Genomic DNA, 25,329 nt, shown 5'->3' on the forward strand with positions numbered 1-25,329 from the left:
ATGCTGGCTTATATTCTCCGGCGCTTGCTGCTGATTATCCCGACCCTGTTCGGCATCCTGATCATCAACTTCATCATCATCCAGGCCGCTCCCGGCGGACCTGTGGAACAGATGATCGCCAAGATCGAAGGTTTCGACGGTGCCACCAGCCGCATCGCCGGTGGTGGCTCGGAAGTCGCGGTGGCAGGCTCCAACTACCGCGGCGCACAGGGCCTGGACCCGGCGCTGATCAAGGAAATCGAGCGCATGTACGGCTTCGACAAGTCGGCACCGGAGCGCTTGTGGATCATGATCAAGAACTACGCGCAGCTGGATTTCGGTGACAGTTTCTTCCGCGATGCAAAAGTGATCGACCTGATTGTCGAGAAGATGCCGGTGTCCATATCCCTCGGGCTATGGAGCACCCTGATCATGTATCTGGTGTCGATCCCGCTGGGTATCGCCAAGGCCACTCGCCATGGCAGCCATTTCGATGTCTGGACCAGTTCGGCAATCATCGTCGGTTATGCAATTCCCGCGTTCCTGTTCGCCATCCTGTTGATCGTGGTATTTGCCGGTGGCAGTTATTTCAACTGGTTCCCGCTGCGCGGCCTGACGTCCAATGGCTTCGACGAGATGAGCACGCTGGGCAAGATAGGCGATTACTTCTGGCATCTGGTGCTGCCGGTGACAGCGCTGGTGATCGGCAACTTCGCCACCATGACCCTGCTGACCAAGAACAGCTTCCTGGACGAAATCAGCAAGCAATACGTAGTGACCGCCAAGGCCAAGGGCCTGAGCAATAACCGCGTGTTGTACGGCCATGTGTTCCGCAACGCCATGCTGTTGGTGATCGCAGGTTTCCCTTCGGCCTTCATGGGGATCTTCTTTACCGGCTCGCTGCTGGTGGAGGTGATCTTTTCCCTGGACGGCCTTGGCCTGATGAGTTTTGAAGCGGCCATCAACCGCGATTACCCGGTGGTCTTCGGCACCCTGTTCATCTTCACCCTGCTGGGGCTGCTGGTGAAACTGATCGGTGACCTCACGTACACCCTGGTAGACCCGCGCATCGACTTTGAAAGCAGGAAGCATTGATATGAAGCTGTCTCCTCTCAATCGCCGCCGCTTCGAGCGTTTCAAGGCCAACAAGCGCGGCTGGTGGTCGCTGTGGCTGTTTCTGATCCTGTTCGGCCTGAGCATGGGCGCGGAACTGATCGCCAACGACAAGCCGCTGGCTGTGCGCTATGACGGCGAATGGTACTTCCCGGTGTTCAAGCGTTACCCGGAAACCACCTTCGGCGGGGAATTCCCGCTGGAAGCCAATTACAAGAGCCCCTACATCAAGGAACTGGTCGCGCAAAAGAACGGCTGGACCCTTTGGGCACCCATTCCGTTCAGCTACCAGAGCATCAACTACGACCTGAAAGTCCCCGCCCCGGCGCCGCCCTCCAGCGAGAACCTGCTGGGCACCGACGATCAAGGGCGCGATGTGCTGGCCCGCGTGATCTATGGTTTCCGCATCTCGGTATTGTTCGCCCTGATCCTGACGGTGCTCAGTTCCATCATCGGCGTGATTGCCGGTGCCTTGCAGGGTTTCTATGGCGGCTGGGTGGACCTGATGGGCCAGCGCTTCCTGGAGGTCTGGTCAGGCCTGCCGGTGCTGTACCTGCTGATTATCCTGGCCAGCTTCGTGCAGCCCAATTTCTGGTGGCTGCTGGGCATCATGCTGCTGTTTTCCTGGATGAGTCTGGTGGACGTGGTACGCGCAGAATTCCTGCGCGGCCGCAATCTGGAATACGTGCGCGCTGCCAGGGCGCTGGGCATGGAGAACGGCGCGATCATGTTCCGCCATATCCTGCCCAATGCCATGGTGTCGACCATGACGTTCATGCCGTTCATTCTGACCGGCGCCATCGGCACACTGACAGCGCTGGACTTCCTGGGCTTCGGCCTGCCCGCCGGCTCGCCTTCGCTGGGCGAACTGGTCGCGCAGGGCAAATCCAACCTGCAAGCCCCGTGGCTCGGGATCAGCGCCTTTGCCGTACTGGCATTGATGTTGAGCCTGCTGGTGTTCATCGGCGAATCCGCCCGCGATGCTTTCGACCCAAGGAAATGAAATGAACAATGACAATCTGATCGAAATCCGCGATCTGGCGGTCGAGTTCGTGACAGGCGAGTCGCGCCAGCGCGTGGTCGAAAACATCAGCTTCGATATCCGTCGCGGCGAAACCCTGGCTCTGGTGGGTGAAAGCGGCTCCGGCAAGTCGGTCACCGCGCACTCGATCCTGCGCCTGCTGCCCTACCCCATCGCCACCCATCCTGCCGGAACCATCCGCTATGCGGGCGATGACCTGCTGAAGATGGACGAGAAAAAACTGCGCTCCATTCGTGGCAATCGCATTGCCATGATTTTCCAGGAGCCCATGACCTCGCTCAATCCGCTGCATTCGGTGGAAAAGCAGATCAACGAGGTACTCGGCCTGCACAAGGGGCTCACCGGCAAGGCAGCCACGGCGCGTACGCTGGAGCTGCTGGAAATGGTCGGCATCAGCGAGCCACACAAACGGCTCAAGGCCCTGCCCCACGAGCTGTCAGGCGGCCAGCGCCAGCGCGTCATGATCGCCATGGCCCTGGCAAACGAGCCCGAACTGCTGATTGCCGACGAACCGACCACCGCGCTGGATGTTACGGTACAGCTGAAAATCCTCGAATTGCTCAAGCAATTACAGGCTCGTCTGGGCATGGCATTGCTGCTGATCAGCCATGATTTGAACGTTGTGAGGCAAATAGCCAATCGTGTATGTGTCATGCAGCGCGGTTGCATCGTCGAACAAGCATTGTGCGAAGAGCTGTTCCGTTCACCACAGCATCCGTACACCCAGGTGTTGCTCAGTGCAGAGCCCAGCGGCGGTCCTTCGACCAACCCGGCTGGCGCTCCACTGCTTGAAGTCGAGGACCTGAAAGTCTGGTTCCCGATCAAGAAAGGCCTGCTCAAGCGAACCGTCGATCACGTCAAGGCGGTGGATGGTATTCGCTTCAGCCTGCCTCAAGGGCAGACACTGGGGATTGTCGGTGAAAGTGGATCGGGCAAGTCGACGCTGGGCCTGGCAATACTCAGGCTCATCGGCAGCCAGGGCGCCATACGGTTTGAAGGCAAGCCGCTTGATGGCCTGTCGCAGCAGCAGATTCGTCCGCTGCGCAGACAGATTCAAGTGGTGTTCCAGGACCCGTTTGGCAGTTTGAGCCCGCGCATGTCAGTGAGCGATATCGTGGGCGAAGGCCTGCGCATTCATGGCATGGGGACGGACGCCGAGCAGGAAGCGGCAATTATCGAGGCACTCAGGGAAGTAGGTCTGGACCCGGAAACCCGGCACCGCTACCCCCACGAGTTCTCGGGTGGGCAAAGGCAGCGAATCGCCATAGCCCGTGCATTAGTGTTAAAACCGGCGCTGATTCTGCTGGACGAGCCGACATCGGCCCTCGACCGGACAGTGCAGCGTCAGGTAGTCGAGTTACTGCGCTCGCTGCAAACCAAGTACAACCTGACGTATTTGTTCATCAGCCATGACCTGGCTGTCGTCAAAGCGCTGAGCCACCAGTTGATGGTGGTCAAGCAAGGCAAAGTGGTCGAACAGGGTGTGGCGCAGGATATCTTCGCCGCACCGCAACATCCCTATACACAGCAGCTACTGGAAGCAGCCTTTTTGGCGCCGGTAGCTGTCGATTAACCTGAAGAGGAACAACACATGGGTTTTCTCGCCGGTAAGCGCGTCCTGATCGTCGGTGTCGCCAGCAAACTGTCCATCGCATCCGGCATCGCTGCCGCCATGCATCGTGAAGGTGCCGAGCTTGCGTTCACCTACCAGAACGACAAACTCAAGGGCCGCGTCGAAGAGTTCGCAGCAGGCTGGGGCTCAGGCCCTGAGCTGTGCTTCCCTTGCGACGTGGCAAGCGACGAAGAGATCAACAAGGTCTTTGAAGAGCTGAGCAAGAAGTGGGACGGCCTGGACGTCATCGTTCACTCCGTTGGCTTCGCTCCAGGCGACCAGCTTGATGGCGACTTCACCGAAGCCACCACCCGTGACGGCTTCCGCATCGCTCACGACATCAGCGCCTACAGCTTCGTTGCCCTGGCCAAAGCCGGTCGCGAACTGATGAAAGGCCGCAATGGCAGCCTGCTGACCCTGTCGTACCTGGGCGCTGAGCGCACCATGCCTAACTACAACGTGATGGGCATGGCCAAGGCCAGCCTGGAAGCCGGCGTTCGCTACCTGGCTGGCAGCCTCGGCCCGGAAGGCACTCGCGTCAACGCCGTATCGGCTGGTCCGATCCGTACCCTGGCTGCTTCGGGTATCAAGAACTTCCGCAAGATGCTGGCAGCCAACGAAGCGCAGACCCCTCTGCGTCGCAACGTCACCATCGAAGAAGTCGGCAACGCCGGCGCCTTCCTGTGCTCGGACCTGGCGTCCGGCATCAGCGGTGAAATCATGTACGTCGACGGCGGTTTCAACACCACTGCGATGGGCAACATCGAAGAGTGATCTTCGATAGGGGCTGGCGTCTGACGTCGGCCCTGAAAACAGAAAATCCGGACGCCCGCCAGGGATCCGGATTTTCTGTTTCTGCCCCCACGCCTATTTAGGCTTGGGTATGCCGAACTGCTCCAGAGTCGGGTTGACGGTACGGCTGAAGGCCTTGCGTTCCTTACGCTCCTTCACCGAGTTGATGATCTCCGAAATACCCATGCCGATGCTTATGGCACCACTGACCGCCCAGCCCACGGGGCCGGCCGCCGCACCAATCGCCGAAGCTGCCGCTGCACCCGCCGCCTGACCGGCAACCGCCCCGACAATACGCCCGCCAACAGCCGCGGCTACACGCCCACCGATACCTACCGCTGCGTTTGCACCGCCCCTGCGCACACCCACCTTGTCACCAAAGTCGATCACCTCGTGAATAGTGCTGGCAGCCTGCTTCAGATCATCCTTGGTCTGATTCGTATCCTTGCCAGTGCCACCGGGGGTAAATGCGGTGCTCATTCCGGTGGTACCCGCCGCTGCTTTTTTGGTCGTGGTTTCATTCACCACCTGAGCCAGTGCCGGGTCGCTGTTAATAATCAACTCTGCCTGGCGGTCGGTATTCCTGGCCAGAAAGGCCTGCACGGAAGGATCGTTCTGCAACTGGGTGATCTTTTCATCCAGAGCGGTTTCGGTGGCCGAGGTGTTACGAATCGAGCGTCCCGCCACGACCTGCTCGGAAATCTGTTGCAACTCCACCAGTACGGCGGCTTTCTGCTCGCCGCTGTAGGCCTGAGGGTTGCTGAACACATCGCCGTTCAGCTTGCTGATATCCACACTTGAAACCGCACCGATAGTCGCAGCGTCGGTGAGAACCCGTGAAAAGTCCTCTTCATTGGCTGGGGCCTTGTGCTTGATCCAGGTGCTGATATCCCGCTTGATCATCACACCGTCAGGAGCCCGCATCGCCAGCTTTTTGCCGCGCATGTTGCCCTGGTCCATCATCTCGAACATGCCTGGCTGCGCCCAGGTGGCGGCAGAGTCCTGCAGGACACTGGAAAGCCCCGGGTTATTGGCGCTCACCGACTCAAGCCCCGCGATGGTGGTGCGGCCATTGACCTTGGTCTGGCCTTCAACGCCCTGGGCGTTGGACGGATCACCGGCTTCGGTTATTGGCTCATGAGCCAGCAGCACGGCTGCCGAACGCACCAACTGCACCGATTGTGCATCGGCATCCGGGTTGTCCTTGCGGAAGTCATTAAGGCTGTCTGTGCCTTTATCGACCTGTTTCTCCATGTTCTTGGCGAAGGTCTTGGCGTCCTTCTTGGTAATCTTGCCGTCCGCCTTGCCACCCTGAGCCGTGTCCATGGCGGTTTTCAGAGTCGGGTTCTCATCCAGGAAGGCCCAGGCCTTGTCCGCATCCGGGTCATTGGCGGCAATCATTCTGGCAGCGGCAATCGGGCGGTTCAGCTCTTTGGCAGCCTGCTCACGCTTGGAGGGCGGCATATCACCCAACAGACCGTCCCATTTGGCCAGTTCCTCGGGCGAGCTGTATTTCGAGTCGTCTAGATACTCATGATTTTCCCGCACAGGAGGCTGGGCCTTGCCTGAGATCTGGCTGCTCAAGGCGCGCAGCAGACGCTGGAGGAACGAGTCTTCAGCGGCCTGAGGAACTGGCAATGCCGTTCCGGCCATCTTGCCAGCCTGGCCATACTCGACACCGGCCAGACCACCGGTAGACTTGTGAAACTCACCCGAGGTAAGACTGAAGGGGACTTCGGTAAGGTTTTCCGGTACTGGAAAGCTCCCAAAACCACTGGGACCACGACCGGTGCTTGAAATGGGATCGCTCATTGCGGTTTCTCTCCCTCGGCACGAAACAAGGATCTACGTACTCGACTGAGTGGCAAAGCGCTGAAAACGGTTCCCTTGCTGCGGAAAAGAATCACAAGAAAATCACAAACCGCACAAAGCAAAACGCCCGGTGAATGCACCGGGCGTTTCGAGTGAATCTAATCGAGCTTAGAAACGCTCGATCTTGGCCTTGCTTTCCAGTTCCGAGCGATAAGCAGCGAAATCCTGCTGACCGGCACGCGACGCCAGGAAACGGCGGTATTGCGCCTTTTCCGCGTCACTCGGCGCTGTTGCCTGATTCACGCCATTGAGACGCACAATCACAAAGCTGCCGTCTGCAGCGGTCAGGCTGGCAAACTCAGGCTTGTCCTTGCCGGTAGGCTTGGGCATACGGAACACCGCTTGCAGCACTGCCGGGTCGACACCGTCCTGACTGCGGGTAGCCGCTTCCAGAACTGCCCACGCATGACCATCCTGCTTGGCTGCCAACGGGGTCTTGCCATCGCGCAGGCCTGCCAGGAGCGCTTCGCCCTTGGCCTTGGCTGCGGCACTGGCGTGCTCCTTGAGCAACTGGGTACGGATGGAGGCGGCGACGCTTTCAAGCGGCAACTGCTGAGGCTGCAAGTGCTCTTTGGAACGTACGACCACTACAGTCTCCGGGTCCAGTTCCAGCGTGTTGCTGTTGGAACCTTCTTCGAGGACTTCCGGGCTGAATGCTGCCTGGATCACCGCACGATTGGCTGTCAGACCTTCGCCGCCTTCACGACCGAACGGCGCGGTAGTCTGCACCTTGAGGCCCAGATCCTGAGCCGGCTGAGTCAGATCGGACGACTCGAAAGCCGAGTCTTCCAGCTGTTTGGTCACTTCGACAAACTTCTGCTCGACCTGCTGAGCCTTCAGATCATGGGTCAGCTTCTCTTTCAGGCTGGAAAAGCTCGGCACCGAAGGTGCTTCAACGCCCAGCAGCTTGATCAGATGCCAGCCGAAGTCACTGCGTACCGGCTGCGAAACCTGATCCTTGTTCAAGGCATACAGCGCCTCTTCGAAGGCCTTATCGTAGACGCCCTTGCCGGCATAGCCCAGGTCGCCACCCTTGCTCGACGAGCCAGGGTCCTGGGAGAACTCCTTGGCCAGCGCTGCAAAGCTTTCGCCCTTGGCCAGACGCTGCTGGATTTCTTCCAGTCTGGCCTTGGCCTGGGTTTCATTGAGCTTGTCGTTCACTTCGATCAGAATGTGCGCAGCACGACGCTGCTCCGCCAGATTGGCGATTTCCTTCTGGTAAGCATCCTGCAAGTCTTCGTCCTTGACCTGCACCTTGTCGAAGAAGGACGACTTCTTCAATTCGATGTAATCAAGCACAACCTGCTCAGGACTCATGAACTCCTTGGCATGCTGGTCGTAGTGAGCCTTGACTTCGTCATCGGTCACTTTCGCAGCAGCCAGATCGACAGGCAGGGTCAAGGTGGCAAAGTCGCGAGTCTGTTTTTCAAGACGGGCGAAGGCCTCGACTTCCGTATCGGTCACGAAGGCACTGCCAGCGATACCGGCACGGACCTGACCGATCAGCATTTCCTGACCCAGCAACTGGCGGAACTGCAACCGGCTGTAGCCCAACTGGCGGATGACCTGATCGAAACGATCGGCATTGAACTTGCCATCAACCTGGAATTCAGGCGTCAGCAGAAGCTGCTGATCCAGCGCAGCCTCGGAAAAAGCGAATTTGGCATCGGCCGCACCTTGCAGCAGCAGCTTGCGGTCGATCAGCCCTTTGAGAGCGGATTCACGCAACAGCTTTTCATCCAGCATCGCAGGATCGAAATCCTTGCCAAGCTGCTGAGCCAGTTGCTGAGCCAGCTGGCGGCGTTGCATGTCGACAGCCTGACTCAGTTCATTCTGAGTCACGTCCTCGCCATTGACCTGGGCAGCATTCTGCTTGTTACCACTGGCGGTGAACATCGCTTCGATGCCCGTCAGGGCCATCAACGCGATGATGATCCCGATAATTGTCTTGGCAATCCAGCCTTGTGAATTGTCCCTGATATTCTGCAGCATTGCGTCCCCCAAAACGGTTGAACCGACTAACCAACCGCAGAGCGTGGGTAGAAAGCGGATAGAAGAAAGGCGCATCCGAGGATGCGCCTTCTCGTAACTGACGAAGCGGAAGGGCTCGAACCCTCCGGTCTTGCAACCGGCTGCACCACCGCTGCGCTACCGGTTCAGATTGGCTCTGACCCGGCGGGCAAAGGCTTCAAGAGGCTTAGTTGACAGCTTCTTTCAGGGCTTTACCGGCTTTGAAACCTGGTTTTTTAGCAGCAGCGATTTCCAGCGTCTTACCAGTCTGTGGGTTGCGACCGATACGAGCAGGACGATCTGTAACGGAGAACGTACCAAAGCCAACCAATACAACAGAGTCGCCAGCCTTCAGAGCGCCAGTGACGGATTCGATAACTGCATCCAGCGCACGGCCAGCAGCAGCTTTCGGGATATCAGCAGATGCAGCGATAGCATCAATCAGTTCCGACTTGTTCACTCTAAGTCCCCTTATCTCTATATTGAGTATGTTTCTAAGTTTTTGGTGGTAAGCAAAACGAGCACTGGTGGGCTTGCTGGTACTTGCCAGAAAGAGCCGCTTTATAACAAGGGCTCCAAAAAGCTGTCAAGGAAGCCCACACAGACTTAATGCGTGCTAATTCTTTCCTTAGAGTCAGACTCGCGTTTTTCATCCTTTGCAACAATATCGGGAGCCACATCCGGCAAGGGCTCCGGCGCGTATTGCAGCGCAATTTGCAGGACTTCGTCAATCCATTTAACAGGCTTGATCTGCAGGTCTTGCTTGATATTGTCAGGAATTTCCTTCAAATCGCGCACATTCTCCTCCGGGATGATCACGGTTTTGATTCCACCGCGATGCGCCGCCAGAAGTTTTTCCTTCAAACCACCAATCGCCAGCACCTGCCCGCGAAGGGTAATTTCACCGGTCATCGCCACATCGGCACGCACCGGAATCTGCGTCAACGCCGATACCAGAGCCGTACACATGCCTACACCCGCGCTAGGGCCATCCTTGGGGGTAGCCCCTTCCGGCATGTGGATGTGAGTGTCGTGTTTCTCGTGGAAATCCAGCGAAATGCCCAGGCTCTTGGCCCGACTGCGCACGACTGTCTGCGCCGCCGTGATCGATTCGACCATGACATCGCCCAGAGAACCGGTCTTGATCAACTGCCCTTTGCCGGGAACCACAGCCGCTTCGATGGTCAGCAATTCTCCGCCGACCTGAGTCCAGGCAAGGCCGGTTACCTGACCGATCTGGTCCTGCTGCTCAGCCAGACCGTAGCGGAATTTGCGCACGCCCAGGAAGTGTTCGAGCATCTCGGCCGTGACACGAATTGCAAAACGTTTTTCCAGCGCATGCTCTTTGACCGCCTTGCGGCAGACCTTGGCAATCTGGCGCTCAAGACCGCGCACACCTGCTTCACGGGTGTAGTAGCGGATGATGTCGCGAATCGCATCGTCGTCGAACTCGATTTCGCCTTTTTTCAGGCCATTGGCCTGAATCTGTTTTGGCGAAAGGTATTTGACGGCAATGTTGACCTTCTCGTCCTCGGTGTAACCGGGCAGACGAATGACTTCCATCCGGTCCAGCAGCGCTGGCGGGATGTTCATCGAGTTCGAGGTACACAGGAACATCACATCCGAGAGGTCGTAATCGACTTCCAGATAGTGGTCGTTGAAGTTGTGGTTCTGCTCGGGATCAAGCACCTCAAGCAATGCCGAAGCCGGATCGCCACGCATGTCACTGCCCATCTTGTCGATTTCATCGAGCAGGAACAGTGGGTTGCGTACGCCAACCTTGGTCATTTTCTGTATCAATCGACCCGGCATCGAACCGATATAGGTCCGACGATGGCCACGAATCTCAGCCTCGTCACGCACACCGCCCAGGGCCATGCGCACAAACTTGCGGTTGGTGGCGCTGGCGATGGACTCGGCCAGGGAGGTTTTACCGACGCCAGGAGGCCCTACGAGGCACAACACAGGACCGCGAATCTTTTTCACGCGCTTTTGCACGGCGAGGTATTCAAGGATGCGCTCCTTGACCTCCTCCAGACCATAGTGATCGGAGTCGAGAATGGCTTCGGCACGCGCCAGATCGAGGCGAACCTTGCTCTGCGCCTTCCACGGCACCTGAACCAGCCAGTCGATGTAGGAGCGCACGACAGTCGCTTCAGCCGACATCGGGGACATTTGCTTGAGCTTGTTCAGCTCGGCAGTTGCTTTGGTCAGAGCATCTTTAGGCAGGCCAGCGGCTTCGATACGCTTTTTCAGCTCCTCGATTTCGTTGTGCCCTTCATCGCCATCGCCCAGTTCCTTCTGAATGGCCTTCATCTGCTCATTCAGGTAGTACTCGCGCTGGCTGCGCTCCATCTGTTTCTTGACGCGACCGCGAATGCGCTTTTCAACCTGCAACAGGTCGATTTCGGCATCCAGCAAGGCCAGCACGTGCTCGACACGGGCAGCCAGGTCGATGATTTCGAGGATCTCCTGCTTCTGCTCGATCTTCAGCGCCATATGCGCCGCCATGGTGTCTACCAGGCGACCGGGCTCATCGATGCTGTTGAGCGACGACAGGACTTCGGCAGGGACTTTCTTGCCAAGCTGGACATACTGCTCGAACTGCGACAGCAGGCTGCGCACAAAGACTTCGGATTCACGATCAGGCGCGTCGGTTTCATCGATCAGCGCGACTTCTGCGCGGCAATGACCATCGACTTCAATGAAACGCTCGACAGAGCCACGCTGCTCGCCCTCAACCAGTACCTTGACGGTGCCGTCAGGCAATTTGAGAAGCTGCAATACGGTTGCAATCGTGCCGACGCTATAAAGAGCCTTTTCATCGGGATCGTCGTCAGCCGGATTTCTTTGCGCCAGCAAAAGGATTTGCTTGTCGCCCGTCATCGCTGCTTCTAGAGCTTCGATAGATTTCTCGCGCCCCACGAACAGCGGGATAACCATGTGCGGATAAACCACAACATCACGCAATGGCAAGAGAGGCAATTCAATTGTGGTCTTCATGATTTCGCCTCTACGGCGGCCAATTGGCCGTGGACAGGTGGAAGTTGCTTGAAGTCAAGATGGGGGTAGCGTTCAAAAAAAACAAGCTTTAGTGGCCTGTTTTGAAAATACGCTCTCTTTTTGACGCACGAGCACAGCCATCGGACAGGACGCCGCACCCAGTCATGGCGAGGAATGGCAACACAATCAGGCGGTTACAGGCGCAGCCAAAAAAAGCAGAATGACTTCCCGGACAGGATACTAGTGGCTCATTGGAGAAAAACGTTCCCTAAAGACGAAGGATACGATGCCACTAATAATGCAAAAGGAGGCCCGCAGGCCCCCTTCTGTATGTCTCTCTACGCTTTAAGCGTCAGGAGCAACCTTGGCAGGCGGCTCGCTGTTTTCGTAGATCAACAGTGGCTTGGACGAACCATCGATAACGCTCTCGTCGATCACCACTTTGCTCACGTCGGTCTGCGACGGGATTTCATACATGGTGTCGAGCAATACGCCTTCCAGGATGGAACGCAGACCGCGGGCACCTGTCTTGCGCTCCAGCGCACGACGAGCAACCGATTTCAGTGCGTCGGTACGGAACTCGAGGTCCACACCTTCCATCTCGAACAGCTTGGCATACTGCTTGGTAAGGGCGTTTTTCGGCTCGGTAAGGATCTGCATCAACGCAGCCTCATCCAGCTCATCCAATGTCGCCAGCACTGGCAGACGGCCCACGAACTCAGGGATCAGACCGAACTTGACCAGATCGTCAGGCTCGACTTCACGCAAGGATTCGCCAACCTTCTTGCCTTCTTCCTTGCTGCGGACTTCGGCGTTGAAGCCGATGCCGCCACGGGTGGAACGGTTCTGAATGACTTTTTCCAGACCCGAGAAAGCACCACCGCATATGAACAGGATATTGCGCGTGTCCACCTGCAGGAACTCCTGCTGTGGATGCTTGCGCCCGCCTTGAGGAGGAACGGAAGCCACGGTGCCCTCGATCAGCTTCAGCAAGGCTTGCTGCACGCCTTCACCGGAAACGTCACGAGTAATCGAAGGGTTGTCGGATTTGCGGGAAATCTTGTCGATTTCGTCGATGTAGACAATACCCATCTGGGCCTTCTCTACGTCGTAATCACATTTCTGCAACAGCTTCTGAATGATGTTTTCCACGTCCTCACCGACATAACCGGCTTCGGTCAGGGTCGTGGCATCGGCGATGGTGAACGGCACATTGAGCAGACGAGCCAGTGTTTCAGCGAGCAAGGTCTTGCCGGAGCCGGTAGGGCCGATCAGCAGGATGTTGCTTTTGCCGAGTTCAACATCATCGTTTTTCTTGTCGCGCTGGTTCAGACGCTTGTAGTGGTTGTACACCGCTACTGCGAGAACCTTTTTGGCACGTTCCTGACCAATTACATACTGATCAAGGATGCCGCTGATTTCTTTAGGCGAAGGCAATTTATGCGCGCTGCTCTCGGCCTGTGCTTCCTGCACCTCCTCACGGATGATGTCATTGCACAGGTCGACGCACTCGTCGCAGATAAAGACCGAGGGGCCGGCAATCAATTTGCGCACTTCATGCTGGCTTTTGCCACAGAAGGAGCAATAGAGCAGTTTGCCGTTGTCCTCGCCGTTGCGGGTGTCAGTCATTCGATCGATCCAATCCGGTAGGCTTGCAACACAAGATGAAGGCTATTGCGGGCTTTTTCAAGTCCGCAGGTGGTCGGTTGGTCCAACCACCCACATTTTGAGTTACTTAGGCAGGCATTTGACGTTTGTTGATCACAGAGTCGATCAGGCCGTATTCCGCCGCGCGATCTGCGCTCATGAAGTTGTCACGCTCGGTGTCGCGCTCAATGGTTTCAAGGCTTTGACCGGTGTGGTGAGCCAGCAACGAGTTCAGGCGATGACGAATGTGCAGGATTTCCTTGGCATGGATGTCGATGTCCGACGCCTGCCCCTGGAAACCGCCCAACGGCTGGTGAATCATCATCCGCGAGTTAGGCAGGCAATGACGCTTGCCTTCGGCACCGCCAGCCAGCAGGAAGGCACCCATGCTGCACGCCTGACCGATACAGATGGTCGACACGTCCGGCTTGATGAACTGCATGGTGTCGTAGATCGACATGCCTGCTGTCACCGAACCGCCAGGTGAGTTGATGTAGAGATGGATATCCTTGTCCGGGTTTTCCGCTTCCAGGAACAGCAGTTGCGCCGCAATAAGGTTGGCCATGTAGTCTTCTACAGGACCTACCATAAAGATCACACGCTCCTTGAGAAGGCGCGAGTAGATGTCATAGGCGCGTTCGCCACGGGCGGACTGCTCGATAACCATCGGGACCAGGCCGCCAGCGGCCTGGATGTCAGAGTTCTGCTGAATATAAGAATTGCGGGACATGTCCTGCATTCACTCCCAAATAGTCGAGTCTTGAATACGCACAAGCCAGCGCGAAGGCTGGCTTGTGGGTGTTTTTCGAACGAAAAGAGAAATCAGTCGGCTTTTGGAGCTTCTACCGGCTTGACCGCTTCTTCGTAGGAGACCGATTTGTCGGTCACGCTAGCTTTCTGCAAAACAGTATCCACAACTTGCTCTTCAAGCACAACAGAACGTACTTCGTTCATTTGCTGCTCGTTCTTGTAGTACCAGGCAACAACCTGCTCTGGCTCTTGATAAGCAGAGGCCATTTCCTGGATCAGATCACGAACGCGAGCGTCGTCTGGCTTGAGCTCGAACTGCTTGACCACTTCAGCAACGATCAGGCCCAGCTCGACGCGACGCTTGGCTTGCTCTTCGAACAGCTCTGCAGGCAACTGGTCAGGCTTGATGTTGCCGCCGAACTGTTGAACAGCCTGGACGCGCAGACGATTGACTTCGTTTTCCAGCAGGGCTTTTGGAACTTCGATCGGGTTGGCGGCCAGCAGACCGTCCATGACCTGGTTCTTGACCTTGGACTTGATGGCCTGACGCAGCTCACGCTCCATGTTCTTGCGAACTTCGGTGCGGAAACCTTCGATGCCGGTTTCCTTGATACCGAACTGCTTGAAGAACTCTTCGTTCAGCTCAGGCAGCGTTGGTGCGGAAACACTGTTGACGGTAACGGTGAACTCAGCGGCTTTGCCAGCCAGCTCCAGGTTCTGGTAGTCCTCAGGGAAGGTGACGTTCAGAACGCGCTCTTCACCCGCCTTGGCGCCAACCAGACCGTCTTCGAAACCAGGGATCATGCGGCCGGAACCCAGAACCAGCTGGGTGCCAGTAGCAGAACCGCCAGCGAAGACTTCGCCGTCAACCTTGCCAACGAAATCGATGTTCAGCTGGTCTTCGTTCTGGGCAGCACGATCGGCCGCTTCGAAACGAACGTTCTGCTTGCGCAGGATTTCCAGCATGTTGTCCAGGTCGCTGTCAGCTACGTCGGCGGACAGGCGCTCGACGGAGATGGACTCGAAACCTGCAACAGTGAACTCAGGGAACACTTCAAAAGTGGCGATGTATTCCAGGTCCTTGCCTTTCTCGAAGGACTTTGGCTCTACAGCAGGTGCGCCAGCCGGGTTCAGCTTCTGCTCAACCACTGCTTCGTAGAAGGTAGCCTGAATCAGATCGCCCAGTGCTTCCTGGCGCGCGCCATCTTCATAACGCTGGCGGATTACGCTCATAGGCACTTTGCCAGGGCGGAAGCCCGGGATCTTGGCTTTACGTGCGGTCTGCTGCAGACGCTTGTTGACTTCAGTCTCGATGCGTTCGGCAGGCACGCCAATGGTCATGCGGCGCTCAAGAGCGGAAGTATTTTCAACAGAAACTTGCATGGATATTCCTCGTTGCACAGACGTTAGCCGGCCGTTTCCGACCCCAGAATCAAGGGCATGCATTCTAGTGGGTCAAACTCAAGAAGTCACCCTACTGAAAAAAAGGGCAGATTTAAGAGGATGGAAGCGGACTGCTGGCGAGCAAAGACAACAAGGCCTTTACAGCACCGGCAAAGCGTCTGGCACGGGCTATATAAAGGAAGCACGTGCACCGGACCGCTACCGATTCCATCCGCGTAGCGCGCCCCGCTCGACCGGCGGCAACGCGCCAACCGACCAGCGAGACGATAAAACCAACACGCTGAAACAAAAAAAGCCGCACTAGGCGGCTTCTTTCAATAGTGAATGTATCAAGGCTTCACTATTTATATCTTGGTGCGGACGGAGAGACTCGAACTCTCACACCTTGCGGCGCTGGAACCTAAATCCAGTGTGTCTACCAATTCCACCACATCCGCGTTACAAGCTTTTAAAGCAAAGGCGCCAGTTTATGATTAATAAATCTGGCGCCTCTCCGAATATGGGGTGGACGATGGGGATCGAACCCACGACAACAGGAGTCACAATCCTGTGCTCTACCAACTGAGCTACGCCCACCATATTGCATGCATCTACTACAACTCACCTACCGTGCCAAAGCCGCCTTTAATGGCGCACCCGGCAGGACTCGAACCTGCGACCATCCGCTTAGAAGGCGGATGCTCTATCCAGCTGAGCTACGGGCACTTATATAATTTGCATTCTTTATTGAGTACAAATTAGAAGGCTTTCAATCACGTCGAGTTGATTTTCAACTCCACCCGACTTACATCAACCAGCGCCAGCTTCTTAAGCAGTGCTGGGTGCTGCCCGGCAAGTGCGACGAATCTTATAGACGCCCCTGGGGGTCGTCAACTCTTTTTTGAAAAAAATTCAGTTAGATAAAGGAGTTAGCTGAATATACAGACCAAGCGCCTTTGCCCCTGCGTCATGTCATGCGAGAATGCGCGCTCATTTTTTCCCTCTCGATGGTTAATCACGCGTCATGACTGCACAACTTATCGACGGCAAAGCGATCGCCGCCAGCCTGCGCCAGCAGATCGCCAAACGTGTCGCCGAACGTCGCGAGCAAGGCCTGCGTACGCCAGGCCTCGCGGTGATTCTGGTGGGCAGCGACCCCGCCTCCCAGGTTTACGTCTCTCACAAGCGCAAGGACTGCGAGGAAGTAGGCTTCATTTCCCAGGCCTACGACCTGCCTGCCGAGACCACACAGGTTGCGCTGACCGAGCTGATCGATCGTCTCAACAGCGACGCCGATGTCGACGGCATCCTGCTGCAACTGCCATTGCCTGCGCATCTGGACGCTTCCCTGCTGCTGGAGCGCATTCGCCCGGACAAGGACGTTGATGGTTTCCATCCTTATAACGTCGGTCGTCTGGCCCAGCGCATCCCGCTGCTGCGCCCATGCACCCCCAAAGGGATCATGACCCTGCTGGAAAGCACCGGTGTCGATCTGTACGGGCTGGACGCCGTGGTTGTAGGCGCCTCCAATATCGTCGGTCGTCCGATGGCAATGGAATTGCTGCTCGCCGGCTGCACCGTCACCGTGACCCACCGCTTCACCAAGGATCTGGCAGGCCATGTCGGCCGCGCCGACCTGGTGGTGGTAGCCGCTGGCAAACCCGGCCTGGTCAAGGGCGAGTGGATCAAGCCTGGCGCAATCGTCATCGACGTCGGTATCAACCGCCAGGAAGACGGCAAGCTGGTGGGTGACGTCGTGTACGAAACCGCCCTGCCCCGCGCAGGCTGGATCACCCCCGTACCGGGCGGTGTCGGCCCGATGACTCGCGCCTGCCTGCTGGAAAACACCCTGTACGCTGCTGAAACCCTGCACGACTGAGTGTCCCCACAATGAAAAACGGCACCTCATGAGGTGCCGTTTTCATTCAGGTCATCGATTACTTGCGTGCAGCCTCCCAGCTTTTAAGCAGCTCGGAGTACGCCACGGTCTCGCCTTTGGGCTTCTCGTTGGCCAGCTTGCGCTGCGGAGCAGCCCAGCCGTCCGGAGACGCTTCGCCCTTCTTGTACCACTCTTCAGCCGTGGTTTCCGGGTTCAGCTTCGGCGCGCAGCCGCTCTTCTCCTGAGCCTTGGAGCGCTCAAGCCGCATGAGGATGGAGTCCTGATCCTTGGCCAGCCCGTCCAGAGCCTGTTGCGCGGTTTTCTCGCCAGTGACCGCTTCCGCTACGTGACTCCACCACAGTTGAGCCAGTTTCGGGTAGTCCGGAACGTTGGTGCCGGTCGGCGACCATTGCACACGGGCCGGGCTGCGATAGAACTCGACCAGACCACCCAGCTTGGGTGCCAGCTCTGTCATTTCCCTGGAGTTGATGTCCGACTCACGAATCGGCGTCAGCCCTACGATGGTTTTCTTCAGGGAAACGGTTTTCGAGGTCACGAACTGCGCGTACAGCCAGGCTGCCAACCTTTGTTTCTCTGGTGTCGAATACAGGAAAGTCCACGATCCCACATCCTGATACCCCAGTTTCATACCGTCTTTCCAGTACGGGCCTTTAGGTGAAGGTGCCATGCGCCACTTGGGCGTGCCATCGGCATTCATCACCGGCAAGCCGGGCTTGGTCATGTCTGCGGTAAACGCGGTATACCAGAAGATCTGCTGCGCGACGTTGCCTTGGGAAGGCACCGGGCCAGACTCGGAGAACGTCATGCCCGCCGCTTCCGGTGGCGCATAAGCCTTGAGCCAGTCGATGTATTTCTGAGTGGCGAATACCGCCGCCGGGCCATTGGTGTCACCACCACGGGTAATGCTCGACCCCACCGGACGGCAGTTTTCTACGCGAATCCCCCACTCGTCCACAGGCAGACCGTTCGGCAGGCCTTTATCGCCGCCACCCGCCATGGAGAACCAGGCATCGGTGAAGCGCCAGCCCAGTGATGGGTCTTTCTTGCCGTAGTCCATATGGCCATAAATGCGCTTGCCGTCGATTTCCTTGACGTCTTCGCTGAAGAATTTGGCAATGTCCTCGTAAGCAGACCAGTTGACCGGCACACCCAGCTCATAGCCGTACTTGGCCTTGAACTTCGCTTTCAGGTCGGCACGCTCGAACCAGTCTGCGCGGAACCAGTAAAGGTTGGCGAACTGCTGATCAGGTAATTGATAGACCTTGCCGTCGGGCGCGGTCGTGAAGGACAGACCGATAAAGTCTTTCAGGTCCAGGGTCGGCGATGTCACTTTCTTGCCAGCATCACTGGCCATCAGTTCGGTCAGAGATTGCGCCTTGCCGTAGCGGAAATGGGTACCGATCAGGTCCGAGTCGTTTACCCAGCCGTCGTAGATATTCTTGTCCGACTGCATCTGGGTCTGGATCTTCTCGATCACGTCCCCTTCCTGCACCAGGTCGTGAGTCAGCTTGATCCCGGTGATTTCCGTAAACGCCTTGGCCAGGGTCTTGGATTCATATTCGTGGGTGGTCAGGGTTTCCGACACCACCTTGATTTCCATCCCGCGAAACGGTTCAGCCGCCTTGATGAACCACTCCAGCTCGGCCAACTGCTGCTCAGGGGTCAGGGTCGAAGGCTTGAATTCGGAGCCGATCCATTTTTTCGCGGCATCCTCATAGGCATCCGCCCACGCCGTCACGCTCAATCCACTGCATGCCAGCATCGAAGCCAGCGCCACGCTATGTCTCAGCTTGTTGTTTTTGTAGAACATAGACACCTCCAGATGATTATTACCCAGGGCACGTTGCCGCCTCCCGGACAGTCCCGGCACGAAACAGTTGCTCGGCTACCCCCAACGCATTACGACAAACAACCACACCAGCGATACCAGCGAGGCGATCCAGATGCTCCAGTCCGTCACGCCGATGACCAGCAAATGCAGGTAGGCACTTGCCAGCAGTCCGATAAACAAACGATCCCCCCGACTGGTCTCGATCGGCAGAAAACCGCGCCGCTCGACGCAAGGCGAACTCAGTTCCCACACCGTCATGCCCACCAGCAACAAAGCGATGACGCCGAAGAAACTCGCCGTCAGTGAAGTCCAGGCCATCCACTCCATATCTCGACTCCTCAGACCCGGCCCAGGGCAAAGCCCTTGACCACGTGATTGCGAACGAACCAGATCACCAGCATGCCCGGCAGAATGGTCAGCACTCCTGCCGCTGCCAGCACACCCCAGTCAATCCCCGAAGCCGATACGGTTCGCGTCATGACCGCTGCAATAGGCTTGGCGTTGACCGACGTCAGCGTGCGCGCCAGCAACAGCTCCACCCAGGAAAACATGAAGCAGAAGAACGCCGTCACGCCGATGCCGGAGCCAATCAGCGGCACGAAAATCTTCACGAAGAAGCGAGGAAAACTATAGCCGTCGATATAGGCAGTCTCGTCGATTTCCTTGGGTACACCCGACATGAAGCCTTCCAGAATCCACACCGCCAACGGCACATTGAACAGGCAGTGAGCCAGCGCCACGGCAATGTGGGTGTCGAACAGGCCAATCGAGGAATAAAGCTGGAAGAACGGCAGCAAAAACACGGCCGGTGGCGCCATGCGGTTAGTCAGCAGCCAGAAGAATAGATGCTTGTCACCCAGGAACCGGTAACGCGAAAACGCATAAGCCGCCGGCAATGCCACCGCCAGGGAAATGACCGTGTTCAGGCAGACGTAATACAGCGAGTTGATATAACCGCTGTACCAGCTTGGGTCGGTGAAAATCACCCGATAATTGGCCAGGGTGAAATCCTGCGGCCAGAGCGTCAGGCCACCGAGAATCTCGGTGTTGCTCTTGAACGACATGTTCAGCAGCCAGTAGATCGGCACCAGCAGAAACAGGATGTAGATCAATAACGGCACAGCCTTGCGTGCATTCATGGCCGATCCTCAGTTCTTGTCGCTATGGGTCATGGCGGTATAGAACAGCCACGAAACCAGCAGAATGATCAGGAAGTACACCAGCGAGAACGCCGCAGCCGGCCCAAGGTCGAACTGGCCGATAGCCATTTGCGTCAGGGTCTGGCTCAGGAAGGTCGTGGCATTGCCCGGCCCGCCGCCGGTGAGGACAAACGGCTCGGTATAAATCATGAAGCTGTCCATGAAGCGCAACATGACCGCGATCAGCAGCACGCTTTTCATCTTCGGCAACTGGATATGTCGGAACACAGCCCAGCTCGACGCCCGATCGATTCGCGCCGCCTGGTAGTACACGTCCGGAATGGCCCGCAACCCCGAGTAACACAGCAGCGCAACCAGTGACGTCCAGTGCCAGACATCCATGACCAGCACTGTCACCCAGGCATCCATGGTGTTGGCCGCATAGTTGTAGCTGATGCCCAGTTGATTGAGGCTCCAGCCCAGCAACCCGATATCGGCACGGCCAAATATCTGCCAGATGGTGCCCACCACGTTCCATGGAATCAGCAGCGGAATGGTCATGACGATCAGACACAACGACGACCATCGCCCCTTGGTCGGCATGGTCAGGGCGATAGCGATACCCAGCGGAATCTCGATCAGCAGCACGCAGCCCGAGTAAATGAACTGCCGCAGCAGCGAGTCGTGCAAGCGCGGGTCCTGCAAGACCTGGCGATACCAGTCGGCGCCCACGAAATAACGGTTGGTCTGATCGAAGATGTCCTGCACCGAGTAATTGACCACGGTCATCATCGGCACAATCGCACTGAAGGCCACCAGCAGGAAAACCGGCAGTACCAGCCACCAGGCCTTGTTGTTATGGACCTTGTTCATGGCGCACCCCGCTCAGGACCGGACTCAAGCAAGAAATCATCGGCATACACCATCAGCCATTGCGCCGGAAAACTGATCCAGGCCTGGCCTTGTGGCACGGGCTTGTCTTCGGGCAGGCGCACTTTCAGGGTTTGCCCGGCCAGCGAAAGGGTCAAAATCTTGTAGGTGCCCAGATCCGCCACATGCACCACATCGCTACACATCGCCTCTTCATAGGGGCCATCCCAGACGTGAATGAACTCGGGACGGATGCCGATCTTCAGGCTGGTAAACGGTGTATTGGCAATCAATTGCTGCAAAGGGCCGGATAGCGGCACATGCACATCGCCGAAAACCACACCGTCACCCTGAGGCCGGACCTCGATCAGGTTCATGCCCGGGCTGCCAATGAAGTAGCCGACAAAGGTGTGTCGCGGTTTCTCGAACAGCTCACGAGGCGTACCGAACTGCACGATCTGCCCGCCATACATCACCGCAATCTTGTCGGCGAAGGTCGAAGCTTCCAGTTGATCGTGGGTGACGTAGACCATGGTGATATTGAACTGCTCGTGGATCTGCTTGAGCTTGCGGCGCAGCTTCCACTTCAGGTGCGGGTCGATCACCGTCAACGGCTCATCGAACAGGATGGCCGAGACGTCATCACGAACCAGCCCGCGCCCCATGGAAACCTTCTGCTTCTCGTCGGCCGTCAGGTTGCGCGCCTTCTTTTTCAGCAAGGGCTGCAAATCCAGGACCTCGGCGATTTCCTGAACCTTGGTCTGGACCCGTTGCTCGTCCAGCCCCTGATTGCGCAACGGAAAAGCCAGGTTATCGAACACGGTCATGGTGTCGTAAACCACGGGAAACTGGAAAACCTGAGCGATGTTGCGACGCTCGGGGCTCAGGTCATTGACCTCTTTGGAGTCGAACAGCACTTGCCCTTGAGACGGGCTCAGCAGGCCGGAAATGATATTGAGCAAGGTCGACTTGCCGCACCCGGAAGGTCCGAGCAGCGCATAGGCGCCACCCTGCTCCCAGATATGAGTCATTTCCCGGATGGCGTAATCGTCAGGCCCCGGATTGGCGCTGTAGCTGTGAGCCAGGTTCTGCAAACGGATCTCGGCCATCAGGCAACCCTCGCCATGCGCAGACCGGGAGCCTGGATCAGGCGCCCCTGCTGATCGAACACAAAGAGTTTGTGGGTCGGGATATAGACCCGGATCGCGGCATCGACGTCATAGCCATGCACGCCAGGCAAGTGCAACACCAGCGCAAAAAGCTCGTTGCGCACATGCAGAAAGGTTTCGGAGCCGCTGATTTCCGCCAGCTCGACCGTCACCGCCAGTTCCAGATCGTCATCGTTGGACGGCACCAGGCTCAGGTGGCTGGGCCGCACGCCAAAACGGTATTCGCCGTCACCGATCTTGCGCAGGTCCGCATTGAGGGGGAAATGCACGAAATTGGCGAAACTGACTTCATTGCCTTCGATGCGACCGGGCATCAGGTTGATAGGAGGCTCGGAGAACAGTTCCGCCGCCAATACAGTACTCGGCCTCTGATAGACCTCGGCCGCCTTGCCGGTCTGCACCACGCGCCCTTCATGCAGGATGGTGGTCGTCCCGCCCAGCGCCAGGGCCTCGTTGGGCTCGGTCGTGGCATAAATGGCGATGGTGTGGCGCGCCGCGAACAACTCGCGCATTTCCTGACGCAGCTCTTCACGCAGCTTGTAGTCGAGGTTGACCAGCGGCTCATCGAACAGGATCAGCTCGGCATCCTTGACCAGCGCCCTGGCCATGGCCGTGCGCTGCTGTTGTCCGCCGGACAGCTCCAGAGGATGACGCTGGAGGAATTTTTCGATGCGCAGCATCTTCGCGGTTTCCAGCACCCGGCTCTGGATAACCTCTTTGGACATGCCCGCCTGACGCAATGGCGAAGCGATATTCTCGAACACGGTCATGCTCGGGTAATTGATGAACTGCTGATAGACCATCGACACATTGCGCTGGCGTACCGGCCGCTGAGTGACATCGACCCCGTTCATCAGCACCCGCCCCGTATCGGGCTTGTCCAGACCGGCCATCAGGCGCATCAGGCTGGTCTTGCCAGACAGCGTGCGCCCCAGCAGCACATTGAAAGATCCGGGTTCAAAACTCAGGGATGCGTCGTCGACCCATATCTGGCCATCGACTGCGCGACTGACGTGCTCCAACGTAAGTGACATGGCGTGCCCTTTGTTATTTTTTCTTGTCGGGGATACAGCTCAATACAGATTGCATAGAGCGACATTCGTGCCAGATCGCTGCCTTTTCATGAAAGGCGCAAGCTAGAGCGTCCGGCGCTTTTCGAGCGAACGAAGCGTCTTCACAGCTGAACAAAAATGAACAAAAAAAGATGAACACCTGAACAAATTGAACATTGACTTTGAACAATACTGAACGACACTGGATGAACACTTCGGGCACGGACGCTCCATGCAAGACCTAAAACAAAAACAACAAGGCACTCGCAGGATCCATGCTCATGGCCAATTCCAGCGCATCGCTTGCTCACGACATCATCATTCAGGATTCATGGACGCGCTGTCGGGACTTCGGTCTCAGCCATCAGTCGCGCCCCTCGTTCGGCGGGCTGCCGGGCGCGCAGGTTTCACAACTGCTGGAGCGCCATCACTCTCTGGTGCAAACCACCCATCAGGAAGTGCTGCCGGTCTATGAAAACATCCTCAGTAACTCCAACTGCCTGATCCTGCTGGCCGACAATCAAGGCCAGTTGCTCAAGTCATGGGGCACCCAGCGCTTCGTCGATGCTTCGCAGACTCAGGGTTTCATGGCCGGGGCAAGCTGGAGCGAGCGCGGCGCGGGGACCAACGCCATCGGCACCGCACTGGCCTGTGAACAGGCAGTGCATATCGAGCCGGACGAGCACTTTCTCAAAGCCAATCGCTTCATGACGGGCTCCGCCTCACCGATATTCGATGCCGAACGGCGCATGATTGCGATACTGGACGTCTCCAGCGACAGCTTCCTGCCGCCCTCTCACACTCTGGGCATGGTGAAGATGATGAGCCAGTCGGTGGAAAACCGGCTGATTCTCGACCAGTTTCGCGACAGCCATTTCCAGCTGACCTTCAATACCGGCCTGAACAATCTGGACAGCCAATGGGCAGGCCTGCTGATTTTCGATGAAAGCGGCACAATCATCTGCGCCAATCGACGGGCCGACAATTTGCTGGGAGTCAGGCTGACCGGCGTCAGCATCGAAGACCTGTTCAAATGCCCGATCCTGCAACTGCTTGGCGAAACCGAAGCACGCCCTTTCGCATTGCATGCCTTCGGCAATAATCGTTTCCAGTGCCTGCTCAAGCGTCCACGGCGCAAACCGATCCAGTTATTGCAACCGGTGCGGCCAGCACAACAGGCCATAACGCAACCGACACTCGACCTGAAGGCCATCGATCTGGGCGATGCGAAAGTCGAAAAAGCGGTTCGCCAGGCTCAACGGCTGCTGGAAAAAGACATCCCGCTGTTGATCCACGGTGAAACCGGGGTCGGCAAGGAAGTGTTTGTCAAAGCCCTGCATCTGGCCAGCTCTCGCGCCAGCCAGCCCATGATTGCCGTCAACTGCGCGGCGATTCCGGCCGAACTGGTGGAGTCGGAACTGTTTGGCTACACCAAAGGGGCTTTCACCGGTGCCCATCAGAAAGGCAGCATCGGCCTGATCCGCAAGGCCGATAAAGGCACACTGTTTCTCGACGAAATCGGCGACATGCCGATGGCAGTGCAGGCGCGCCTGTTGCGGGTATTGCAGGAGCGTTGCGTTCAGCCGCTGGGCAGCAGCGAGCTGTATCCCGTGGATATCCGCCTGATCTCGGCCACCAACCACAGCCTGCGCGAACGGGTCCAAACGGGGCATTTTCGTCAGGATCTGTATTACCGGATCAGCGGGCTGAATATCGAACTGCCGCCGCTACGCGAACGCACCGACAAGCAGGCGCTGGTCCAGCGCATCTGGGAGCAACATCGTGAGCCTCACCAGCGGGCGGGGTTCTGCAACGAGGTGCTTGATCTGTTCGAGCATCATCCGTGGCCGGGCAATCTTCGCCAGCTCAATAGCGTGATTCAGGTGGCATTGGCATTGGCAGACGAGCAGAAGATCACCTTCGAGCATTTGCCGGAAGATTTCTTTCTGGATGCTCAGTTGGATGAAGAGCGAGACGAGCCGGTGGCGGCTCTGCGGCTAAAGGGAAGCTTCCCGTGTACCGAAGACCTGAACCACCTGTTGCAGGCGGCCGGAGGCAACATTTCACAGTTGGCCAAACGGTTGGGGGTTAGCCGCAATACGCTTTACAAGCGGTTGCGGGAGGTGCGCGAATAAGCGGTGACGGCTTCGCGAATGAATTCGCTC

The 25,329-nt window shown here is 57.4% G+C and carries 18 protein-coding genes, 3 tRNA genes and 1 pseudogene; 6 read left to right on the forward strand and 16 right to left on the reverse strand.

Going from position 1 to position 25,329, the window contains the following annotated elements; genetic code table 11:
* The 4 genes from ACODS3_RS20455 to fabI are packed head-to-tail and all read left to right on the forward strand — an operon-like array spanning position 1 to position 4,520.
* Positions 1–1,074, forward strand: a complete 1,074-nt coding sequence (locus tag ACODS3_RS20455; RefSeq protein WP_201019790.1) for a microcin C ABC transporter permease YejB — start codon at positions 1–3, stop codon at positions 1,072–1,074.
* A gap of 1 nt (position 1,075) precedes the next feature.
* Positions 1,076–2,095: an ABC transporter permease gene (locus ACODS3_RS20460; RefSeq protein WP_201004318.1), complete on the forward strand. Its 1,020-nt coding sequence runs from the start codon at positions 1,076–1,078 to the stop codon at positions 2,093–2,095.
* Position 2,096: 1 nt separating this feature from the next.
* Positions 2,097–3,707 (forward strand): ABC transporter ATP-binding protein, encoded by a 1,611-nt coding sequence (locus ACODS3_RS20465; protein WP_201004320.1) that lies wholly within the window; start codon positions 2,097–2,099, stop codon positions 3,705–3,707.
* 18 nt (positions 3,708–3,725) lie between these two features.
* A complete protein-coding gene (gene fabI / locus ACODS3_RS20470) occupies positions 3,726–4,520 on the forward strand; it encodes an enoyl-ACP reductase FabI (protein WP_201019791.1) in 795 nt (264 codons plus the stop codon).
* A 93-nt stretch (positions 4,521–4,613) separates the two neighbouring features.
* Here the strand turns inward: fabI and ACODS3_RS20475 are convergent, their stop codons facing one another.
* From ACODS3_RS20475 to ACODS3_RS20520, 10 genes and pseudogenes are all read right to left on the reverse strand, one after another.
* Positions 4,614–6,350: a type III effector HrpK domain-containing protein gene (locus ACODS3_RS20475; RefSeq protein ID WP_201019792.1), complete on the reverse strand. Its 1,737-nt coding sequence runs from the start codon at positions 6,348–6,350 to the stop codon at positions 4,614–4,616.
* A gap of 930 nt (positions 6,351–7,280) precedes the next feature.
* A pseudogene (locus ACODS3_RS20480) lies at positions 7,281–8,477 on the reverse strand (SurA N-terminal domain-containing protein); the annotation flags it as partial.
* A gap of 130 nt (positions 8,478–8,607) precedes the next feature.
* Positions 8,608–8,880: an HU family DNA-binding protein gene (locus ACODS3_RS20485; RefSeq protein WP_002552737.1), complete on the reverse strand. Its 273-nt coding sequence runs from the start codon at positions 8,878–8,880 to the stop codon at positions 8,608–8,610.
* A gap of 146 nt (positions 8,881–9,026) precedes the next feature.
* Complete coding sequence (gene lon / locus ACODS3_RS20490; protein WP_201004328.1) at positions 9,027–11,423, reverse strand: endopeptidase La; 2,397 nt, start codon at positions 11,421–11,423, stop codon at positions 9,027–9,029.
* Between the two features lie 345 nt (positions 11,424–11,768).
* Complete coding sequence (gene clpX / locus ACODS3_RS20495) at positions 11,769–13,052, reverse strand: ATP-dependent Clp protease ATP-binding subunit ClpX (protein ID WP_025259224.1); 1,284 nt, start codon at positions 13,050–13,052, stop codon at positions 11,769–11,771.
* Between the two features lie 106 nt (positions 13,053–13,158).
* On the reverse strand, positions 13,159–13,800 hold the full coding sequence (gene clpP, locus ACODS3_RS20500; RefSeq protein WP_025259223.1) for an ATP-dependent Clp endopeptidase proteolytic subunit ClpP: 642 nt from the start codon (positions 13,798–13,800) through the stop codon (positions 13,159–13,161).
* Between the two features lie 92 nt (positions 13,801–13,892).
* Positions 13,893–15,203 (reverse strand): trigger factor, encoded by a 1,311-nt coding sequence (gene tig, locus ACODS3_RS20505; RefSeq protein WP_201019793.1) that lies wholly within the window; start codon positions 15,201–15,203, stop codon positions 13,893–13,895.
* Positions 15,204–15,576: 373 nt separating this feature from the next.
* Positions 15,577–15,661 (reverse strand) — tRNA-Leu (locus ACODS3_RS20510).
* Positions 15,662–15,724: 63 nt separating this feature from the next.
* A tRNA-His gene (locus ACODS3_RS20515) sits at positions 15,725–15,800 on the reverse strand.
* Positions 15,801–15,852: 52 nt separating this feature from the next.
* Positions 15,853–15,929, reverse strand: a tRNA-Arg gene (locus ACODS3_RS20520).
* A gap of 298 nt (positions 15,930–16,227) precedes the next feature.
* Between ACODS3_RS20520 and folD the strand changes: the two genes are divergently transcribed.
* Complete coding sequence (gene folD / locus ACODS3_RS20525; RefSeq protein WP_201019794.1) at positions 16,228–17,082, forward strand: bifunctional methylenetetrahydrofolate dehydrogenase/methenyltetrahydrofolate cyclohydrolase FolD; 855 nt, start codon at positions 16,228–16,230, stop codon at positions 17,080–17,082.
* Between the two features lie 58 nt (positions 17,083–17,140).
* Here folD and ACODS3_RS20530 read toward each other — a convergent pair whose 3' ends face one another.
* The 6 genes from ACODS3_RS20530 to ACODS3_RS20555 all read right to left on the reverse strand — a co-directional run bounded on the left by ACODS3_RS20530 (position 17,141) and on the right by ACODS3_RS20555 (position 23,146).
* The gene (locus ACODS3_RS20530; protein WP_201004334.1) at positions 17,141–18,913 is read right to left on the reverse strand and encodes an ABC transporter substrate-binding protein; all 1,773 of its coding nucleotides are present in this window, start codon (positions 18,911–18,913) and stop codon (positions 17,141–17,143) included.
* A gap of 75 nt (positions 18,914–18,988) precedes the next feature.
* Complete coding sequence (locus tag ACODS3_RS20535; protein WP_201004336.1) at positions 18,989–19,261, reverse strand: DUF2160 domain-containing protein; 273 nt, start codon at positions 19,259–19,261, stop codon at positions 18,989–18,991.
* A gap of 11 nt (positions 19,262–19,272) precedes the next feature.
* Complete coding sequence (locus ACODS3_RS20540; protein ID WP_117165301.1) at positions 19,273–20,073, reverse strand: carbohydrate ABC transporter permease; 801 nt, start codon at positions 20,071–20,073, stop codon at positions 19,273–19,275.
* 9 nt (positions 20,074–20,082) lie between these two features.
* A complete protein-coding gene (locus tag ACODS3_RS20545) occupies positions 20,083–20,946 on the reverse strand; it encodes a carbohydrate ABC transporter permease (protein WP_201004338.1) in 864 nt (287 codons plus the stop codon).
* Positions 20,943–22,052, reverse strand: coding sequence for an ABC transporter ATP-binding protein (locus tag ACODS3_RS20550; protein WP_489036017.1), 1,110 nt, complete (start codon positions 22,050–22,052; stop codon positions 20,943–20,945). The genes ACODS3_RS20545 and ACODS3_RS20550 overlap by 4 nt, the downstream gene beginning before the upstream one ends.
* Complete coding sequence (locus ACODS3_RS20555) at positions 22,052–23,146, reverse strand: ABC transporter ATP-binding protein (protein WP_201004342.1); 1,095 nt, start codon at positions 23,144–23,146, stop codon at positions 22,052–22,054. The genes ACODS3_RS20550 and ACODS3_RS20555 overlap by 1 nt, the downstream gene beginning before the upstream one ends.
* A 299-nt stretch (positions 23,147–23,445) precedes the next feature.
* Here ACODS3_RS20555 and ACODS3_RS20560 point away from each other — a divergent pair, with 299 nt between their 5' ends.
* Positions 23,446–25,299 carry a sigma-54-dependent Fis family transcriptional regulator gene (locus ACODS3_RS20560; protein WP_201019796.1) on the forward strand — a complete coding sequence of 618 codons (1,854 nt, stop codon included), beginning with the start codon at positions 23,446–23,448 and terminating at the stop codon, positions 25,297–25,299.
* Positions 25,300–25,329: the final 30 nt, after the last annotated feature.

It is taken from the genome of Pseudomonas sp. FG43 (genome assembly GCF_057809175.1).